General features: G+C 54.8%; 5 protein-coding genes. All 5 read left to right on the top strand.

The window, feature by feature from the left end; translation table 11 throughout:
- The first annotated feature begins 34 nt into the window (after positions 1–34).
- Positions 35–2,395, top strand: a complete 2,361-nt coding sequence (locus tag VMJ32_07735) for a DNA translocase FtsK (GenBank protein HTQ38902.1) — start codon at positions 35–37, stop codon at positions 2,393–2,395.
- Positions 2,396–3,139: 744 nt separating this feature from the next.
- Positions 3,140–3,442 carry a PEP-CTERM sorting domain-containing protein gene (locus VMJ32_07740; protein ID HTQ38903.1) on the top strand — a complete coding sequence of 101 codons (303 nt, stop codon included), beginning with the start codon at positions 3,140–3,142 and terminating at the stop codon, positions 3,440–3,442.
- A gap of 168 nt (positions 3,443–3,610) precedes the next feature.
- The gene (locus VMJ32_07745; GenBank protein ID HTQ38904.1) at positions 3,611–5,656 is read left to right on the top strand and encodes a tetratricopeptide repeat protein; all 2,046 of its coding nucleotides are present in this window, start codon (positions 3,611–3,613) and stop codon (positions 5,654–5,656) included.
- A gap of 90 nt (positions 5,657–5,746) precedes the next feature.
- Positions 5,747–7,675: a tetratricopeptide repeat protein gene (locus VMJ32_07750; GenBank protein ID HTQ38905.1), complete on the top strand. Its 1,929-nt coding sequence runs from the start codon at positions 5,747–5,749 to the stop codon at positions 7,673–7,675.
- Between the two features lie 278 nt (positions 7,676–7,953).
- On the top strand, positions 7,954–8,454 hold a 501-nt coding region (locus tag VMJ32_07755; protein ID HTQ38906.1), incomplete at its 3' end, for a hypothetical protein.

Below are 8,454 nucleotides of genomic sequence, written 5' to 3' on the forward strand. Positions count from 1 at the left end.
GCCGGCAAAGTTCGTGCTGGTTGCCGCCGGGCAAATGTCGGGCCGCACTTGGGCGCTTCCCCAGCGGAAGCAAACTGATTTGGACGATGTGAACATTGCGGATAATGAACCCGCTGTCGTGATTCGCGGCAAACGCCTTGATAGCGCTTCTGGAAACGACGAGAACGAGGAACCCGAAGAAGAGGAGGTGGACGATGTTGTAGCCATTAAATCTGGCACAGCGACGAAAGCGGCAAACAAAAATGAGGAACATGCAGAGGAGGATGAGGAACATGAATCAGCATCAGAGGAATCAGCTCAGCCGGCCGCCCCCGCGCCGGCGAGCTTGGGCGCCCGTTTGGCCAACGCCCTGAAAATTCGCAATTTGGGCAAAAACGATGAGCGCGAGGAAGTACTGCACCAGCTCGACGCGGCCGCCAGCCGCACCGACGAAGTGATTGAATACGAATTCCCCTCGCTCGATTTGCTGCTGCCCGGCGACAGCGTGCATTTGGAGGAACACGAAAAAGAAGTTCGCCTGAAGGCCAAAATGCTGGAAAAAACCTTCCTGAATTTCGGCTTCAAGGTGAAAGTCGTGGAAATCGAAACCGGACCGGTCATCGCTCAGTATGAAGTCGAATTGGAAGCCGGGCTGCGGTTGTCAAAAATCACCAGCCTGGCCGACGATTTGGCCATTGCCTTGCGGGTTCCCAGCGTGCGCATCGTGGCTCCTATCCCCGGCAAAAACACCGTCGGCATCGAAGTCCCCAACAACGATCGCCAATTGGTGCGACTGCGCGAAGTGATTGAAGAAACCAACGGCCGCGCGAAAAAAATGCGCATTCCGCTGTACCTGGGCAAAGATGTCGCCGGCAATCCCATGGTTGTCGATTTGGCGTCCCTGCCGCATTTGCTGATTGCCGGCCGCACCGGCACCGGCAAAAGCGTGTGTTTGAATTCGATCATCGTGTCGATGTTGATGACCCGCAGCCCCAATGACGTGCGGATGCTGATGATCGATCCGAAAATGGTCGAGCTCAGCCCGTATAAAAATCTGCCGCACCTGATGCACCCGGTGGTCACCGACATGCGCAAGGCGGAGGCGATTCTGGCCTGGGCCGTCGAAAAAATGGAAGAACGCTACGCCCTGCTGGCCCGCGCCGGCGTGCGGCACATCAGTGTGTACAACCAATTGGGTGACGAAGAGTTGATGGATCGCCTCAAGCCGGAAACCGACGAAGAACGCGCCGCCATTCCGCGCCACTTGCCGTACATCGTGATCGTGGCCGACGAAATTGCCGACCTGATGATGACCGCCGCCAAGGAGGTGGAGCAACACATCATCCGGCTGGCGCAAAAAAGCCGCGCGGTCGGCATCCACCTCGTGCTGGCCACGCAAAAGCCCACGGTCGACGTCATTACCGGGCTGATTAAATCGAACTTGCCGGCCCGCATTTGCTTCCAAGTTGCCAGCCGCACGGACAGCCGGGTGGTGTTGGACGAAATGGGCTCGGAAAAATTGCTGGGCAACGGCGATATGCTGTTCCTGCTGCCCGCCACCAGCACGCTGTTGCGCGGCCAGGGCACCTACCTGAGCGACGATGAAATCAATCGCATTCTCGATTGCGTGGGCACCACCCAGCCGCAATTTGTCACCGAACTGGTGCAATTGAAACCCGCGGCAGCCGGCGACGGCAGCGATGCCGACCGCTTCAAAAATCGGGATGAACTGTACGAGCAATCGGTCGATATTGTCATCCGCGAAGGGCGCGGCAGTTGCTCCCTTTTGCAGCGCGCACTGGGCATTGGCTACGGCCGTGCGGCCCGGCTGATCGATTACATGGCCGAAGACGGAATTGTCGGCCAATACAACGGTTCGCAAGCCCGCGAAGTGCTGCTCACGCTGGAGCAATGGGCCGCGATGAGCGGGCAAACGGAAGCTACCTCCGGCGCATCGGTCGTGAAAAGCTCGCCAGGTGGAGCGTCGACGGCAGCCTCTGCATCGTGGTCTGCATCTCCCACGGATTTGAGCGTGGCCAGCGCGCCTAAAATCAAGCGCAACCGGATCCTGCCCGAGCCAGAGCCGGAAGAAGAAACGACCATCGCTCAATCTCAGCGCGACCAAAGCGAGGAGGAAGGCGACGAGGAATGGGATGACGAGCGCAATGCAGTGGCCGACGAAAGTGATTTCGAGGAAGTAGCTGCCTTCGACGCCGCCGAGGAAGAAGAAGGCAACGATGACAACCTTGAATCAGAAAGCGCACTCGAAGCGGACGTTCACCACGAATTCGATGACAACGTCGACATTGACCCGCAAGACAATTTCGACGACGAAGCGCAAACCGATTCCTCACCGACGAGCATCCACAGCAACCCAGCGCGCGATTCTGTTCGCCGCAATCGCCACTCGGCTTAGTAGCGTGCGTATTTAGCCACGCCTTCTGGCTGCAATTTTCTAAAAAGCACGGGAAAAATCCCTCAGTGGTCGGGGCGCAAAGTTCCCAATCCACTCTAATGAGGTAGTCCGCAAAAGTTATTGTCATTATATTTTCAAAAATCGTTACAAAATACTTGCAGATACTCGACTGCCGGATAATAATGCGACCATACCAATACACACAACAGAGCCAGAGAAGAGGGTCCGCAAGTTTTCACGCCGGAACGCGCGAAGGCTTGCAACAACGGTGAACAGAACTGAGGCTGCTTCCAATGATTTGTCATCTATCGCCCAATAAGTGATTTCTTACACCGTTTGTTTGAAGGGACCCGCATCATGAGGAAAGTTTTCTTTGCGCTTTCTATTGCGCTCGTAGTTTGCTTGTCGACTTCTTTAGCCAGCGCATCGATCATTGCCGATTGGACGTTTGAAACCAGTCAGCCCAGTACGTCTGGGCCAATTTCGCCTGAAATCGGCGCTGGGTCAGCCTCTTCGTCCGGGGTTGGCGGCCTCAATTCTCCAGCTGGAAATTTTTCTTCGCATTCCTACAGTGGAAATGCGTGGACCACTAGTTCCTATTGGCAATTTCAAGTGTCAACCACCGGCTTTAGTGGCATCGGTTTTCAATGGGATCAAACGGGCAGTTCCACTGGACCGAGTACATTCACTCTTTCATACAGCACCGACGGAAGTACTTTCACCCCGATCTTAAGCAACTATACCGTGCTTCTTAATAGTCCGGCTTGGAGTGTATCAACCTACACCGCAGCCTACACTCGATTTTTGGACTTAAGCAGTACCACCACTTTAGATAACCAGGCAACGCTGTACTTCCGACTGGCAGACGCATCAACGTCGTCGATCGGTGGTGGAACCGTCGCCTCGACTGGCACCGACCGTGTTGACAATGTCATCGTTACCTCTCCGCCTGTTGCCACGGCAATTCCTGAACCATCGTCAATAGTGCTGTGCGGCCTGGCATTGCTGGGTCTGGCCGGCACGGCTCGTTTTCGCAAAAAAAATTGACTTTGGGCAAACCAGGGGATAATTTCCGCAATCATTTGGCCCCCGGTCGATGGACCGGGGGCTTTTTTTGCGCGCCGCACAAATCAAAATAGATTTATGCCGAAGGGGAAGAAACAAAATCGCGATTTCAGGCCTGTTGTTTCCCCAATTCCCGCAAAGCCTTTCTATTTGCAATGGTACGCTCCGGCGGCGATTGTTGCGATTTCCGTCATTGTCGGCCTCGTTTATTCACCGGCGCTGCGGGGAAGCTACGTGTGGGATGACGACGCCAATGTCGTCAGTCCCGGTTTGCAATCGTGGAGCGGCCTGTGGCGCATTTGGACGCAGTGGGGCGCCGTGCAAACGTATTATCCGCTGTTGCACTCGGCGTTCTGGATCGAGCACAAATTATGGGGCGACAACACCCTGGGTTACCACCTGGCCAACGTGCTGTTCCATTCCATTTCGGTCTACCTGGTGTATTTGATTCTGCGGCGCTTGCAAATTCCCGGCGCACTGTTGGCGGCCGCCATTTTCGCCGTCCACCCGGTCATGGTGGAAAGCGTGGCCTGGATTACGGAGCAAAAAAACACCCTCTCCGGCATGTTGTATTTCGGTTCGATGCTGGCCTATTTGCACTTCGACGCCAGCCGCCGCAAATCAACCTATGCACTGGCCTTGGCCCTGTTTGTGCTTTCGCTGTTATCTAAAACCATTACCGTCAGTCTGCCGGCCGCGTTATTGGTGATCCTATGGTGGCAGCGCGGAAAGCTGGCCTGGCGGCGCGAGGTTGTGCCGCTGCTCCCCTGGTTCGCCTGCAGTCTGTTGTGGGGTGCATTCACGGCCTGGTACGAGCGCGTTTACGTTGGCGCCCAAGGGACGGAGTTTACGCTCAACCTGGCCCAAAAATGTTTGCTTTCCTGCCGAGCCGTTTGGTTTTATGCCGGCAAAATGTTCTGGCCCACGAAGCTGACCTTCATTTACCCGCGCTGGGAGATCGATCCGGGCCAAGCGTGGCAATACTTGTATGTGGTCGGTTTGCTGCTGGTGCTGGCGGGCGCATGGTTGGTTCACCGGCGGTGGCGTTCGCCGTTGGCTGCCCTGTTGTTTTTCGTGGGCACGTTATTTCCGCTGTTGGGTTTTTTCGGAACGTACATTTTTCTATACACATTTGTTTGCGATCACTTTCAATATTTGGCCAGTTTAGGAATCATTGTGCCGGTGTCGGCGGGAATCGCGCTGGCCGTTCGACGTTTACCGCCAACGGCGCAGCACGTCGGCCAAGCATTGTGTTTGGTGCTGCTGGGCGCCATGGCCTGGCTCAGTTGGCAACAAAGCCACATGTACGCCAGCGCCATCACGCTGTATCAAACCACCCTGGAGCGTAATCCAAACTGCTGGATGGCCCACAACAATTTGGCCGCGGAATTGGATCAGATTGGCCGGTCCCAGGAAGCGGTCGAACACTGTCAAACAGCCCTGCTCCTTAAGCCCAACTATGCCGAGGCTCACAACAATCTGGGCGATGCCTTATTAAATCTTAAGCGTCCACAAGAGGCCATCGAACATTTCCACCAAGCGCTGCTGCTGAGACCCAACTTTCCCTCCGCGGAAACCAATTTGGGCAATGCCCTGATGGATGCAGGCCAGGTGTCCGATGCCATCCAACACTACCAGCAGGCTCTGCATTTGGACCCTGCTTATGCCTTGGCGGAATACAATTTGGGCAATACTTACCTGCATTTGGATCAGCCGCAGAAGGCCATTGAGCACTATCGACAAGCCCTGCGGCTGAATCTGGACAATGCGGAAGTCCGCTACAATTTGGGAATTGCACTGGGACAATCGGGACGGTCAGCGGAGGCCATCGACGAATTCAGCCATGCTTTGCAACTCAATCCGTCGTTCGCCCAAGCCCATAATAATCTCGGCGCTACCTTAGCTGATTTGGGTCGAACGGATGAGGCCATCGAACATTATCAGGAAGCGTTGCGGCTAGAACCGGGCAATCAGGGCGCCTATAAGAATCTAACGAATGCCTATATCAAAGCGAACCGATCTGACGATGCCCTGGCTACAGCGAGGAAAGCAATGCAGCAAGCCCAAGCGCAGGGCCAAACGGCATTAGCCCAGCAAATTGACAATTGGTTGATCAAATACCAGGCCTCGGAGCAAGGGTCACAAAAAAATGTCTCGTCAGCGCCGTCCCCAACTCCGCCGGGGTACTCTCAATGATGTTTAGCCTGGCTCGCAAAAAAGCCAACGCTCCTTCCCTAACAGCTTCGCAGCACTCAGGCTGAATCGTCTCGTGCACCGCATCCATTCATGGCCGTCAAAAAAAAGCCGATCCCCCGCGTCTGCTCCACGCAACCTTTACTCCCAACTGCTTTGCCAGCGCGGCAAACATGGGTCGAAAGAGCCTGGATCGCCGCCACCGTTGCGCTGCTCAGCGCATCGATTTGGACTTTATATGCTCCTGCGGTAAATGTGCCGTTTATCTTCGATGACTCCGACAGCGTCATCAAAAACACATCCATTGTCAAATTGTTTCCTTTAATCGGCGATGCTCAACACCCTGGACCGTTGAATCCCCCTGGCGATCTGCCAACTTCCGGACGGCCACTGGTGAATTTATCGTTGGCGCTGAACTACTACTTCGGCCAATTTCAGCCGGCCTGGTACCATCTCTTTAACATTCTCGTGCATACGTTGTCGGCCCTCTGCTTGTCGGCCATCATCCGGCGTACTCTGTGCCTGGATTGCTTCGGTGGAAAATTCAATCGCGCAGCGTGGCCGTTGGCGCTTGGGATCGCGCTAGTATGGGCCGTGCATCCACTGAATACGGAAACCGTGGTCGAGGTCACGCAGCGCTCGGAGTTGATGGCTGGTTTTTTCTATCTCGCCACACTGTATGGAAGCTTGCGTTATTGGCAAGCAAACTCTGTTTGGCGGCGTAACCTCTGGCTGTCGCTCGTTATTTTGTGTTGTTGGGCCGGCATGGCCTGCAAAGAAATCATGGCCACCGCCCCGATCATGGTGTTATTGTTCGATCGCACTTTTATCGCCGGAACATTTTGTCGGGCCTGGCGGCAATCCAGGCCGCTGTATATTGGCATGTTTTTAAGTTGGGGCTTCCTCTTTTACCTCAATGCCAATGGCCCTCGTTCCGAATCGGCCGGCTTTAACCTGGGAGTTCCCGCTTACATTTGGTGGTTTACCCAGGCCCAAGTCCTGCTGATCTATTTAAAGTTGGTTTTCTGGCCGTGGCCTCTGACAATTCACTATCACATCCCGTACTTAACTTTTTTGGGCGCGTGGCCGTATGTTCTTGTGGTTGCTCTGTTGTCACTTGGCTTTGGTATTTTGCTCTGGCTTCGAAATTGGCTGGGCTACCTGGGCGCTTGGGTGCTCATCATTTTGTCTCCTACTTTGGTGGTGCCAATCGTCACCGAGGTTGCGGCGGAACGCCGCATGTATTTGCCGTTGGCGGCGTTAGTGGCCATGGTAGTATTGGGCGTGTTCATTCTTTTCCAGCGCCGTGCGCTTCAGGCAGATGCCCATCGCAAGCAGCAGCGTGGTATTACCTTCTCAGCCGTGGCCATAATGATGCCGGTGTCCGCACTTGCCTTGTTTCTGGCTTTCGTCGGCCGGCAAAGGCTGGCGGAATACAAAGACGACATTACGCTCTGGCAGGTGACCGTTGATCGTCAGCCCGACGATTACTTGGCGCATGCCGCTTTGGGCGGTGCCTTTTCAAGTGTCCATCGCTATGCAGACGCCATTGAGCAGTTTCAGCAATCCATCCAATTGCAGCCGGCGTACGCCAAGGCGCACAATCATTTAGGCGAAGCATTTTCTCTTTTGAACCGTCGGGAGGAAGCCATTCAGCAATTCCAAATTGCTCTTCGCCTCAAGCCAAAATATGCCGAAGCGCACAACAATTTGGCCATAGAATACGCCCAGAGCGGCGAATACGCCGATGCCTTGCAGCAATTCGCAGAAACGCTCCGTTATCGGCCTGACAGCCCTCAGGTCTACGCCAACATGGCCATCGCCTATTCACAGATGAACGATCCAGACAAAGCGCTCCAGGAAGCCGCGCTGGCTTTGGAGCACGGCCGGCGGTTGGACCAAACCAAATTCCTGCAAAAGTTTGAAGCTTGGCTGGCCAATTATCAGTCCACGTTGCAGAAATTCTCCACTCCCCCGGGCAATTCCTCACAAATTCCCTCTCAAACTTTGCCGGAACGTTGACAGAACGCACTGGCAAAGATATGGTTGGAAAGAGGTTTATTCCTTTTAATTGCGACGCAGTCAGTTCGTTATGGTCCACGCCAACAGTTACCACTTCGACTTAATTGCCCGCCGGTCGATCCAGCGATCGATCGTAGGCATGATTATTATTCGGGAGGTGCGGCCGTAAGGGCTTCGCAACTGCGAAACACATTCCAGCCCTGCGGTCGCCAACCGGCCGCAGGGTTTTTTATTTAACCGTTGTGTGCTTCACCACTCACTTCCCCACTTTGTGCCCCATGCCCCGAACTCAAATCCACGACGCTGCCCTCCGCGTGGGTGCCCAGGGGGAAGGCGACACCCTAATGACGCCAGCCACAAAACGGTCGCTTCTGGGGAAGTTGCGCCGGTGGTCAAAATTGGAAGGGGCAGTGCTATTAGGTTGCGTGTTGTGGACTGTGTACGGTCGCGCGCTAGATTCACCTTTTGTTTTTGACGATCTAACAAGCGTAGTAAATAATCCTTCGATTGTACGAGTCTGGCCATTATTTGGCGACGCCCAGCGTCCCGGTCCATTAAACCCGTCGCCGGGAACATCCACGAGCGGGCGGCCGTTGGTAAATCTCAGTCTGGCTTTGAATTATTATTTCTGCGGCCTCGACCCGACCTACTACCACGTGTTCAACCTCGTAGTGCATGTGCTTTCTGTGCTCCTGTTATGGGGCACGGTGGAGCGTATCCTAAAACTGGAATGTTTTGGCGAACGATTTGCAGGCGTTGCCCAACCGCTGGCCTTTCTC

It is taken from the genome of Pirellulales bacterium (assembly GCA_035499655.1).
Classification (GTDB): domain Bacteria; phylum Planctomycetota; class Planctomycetia; order Pirellulales; family JADZDJ01; genus DATJYL01.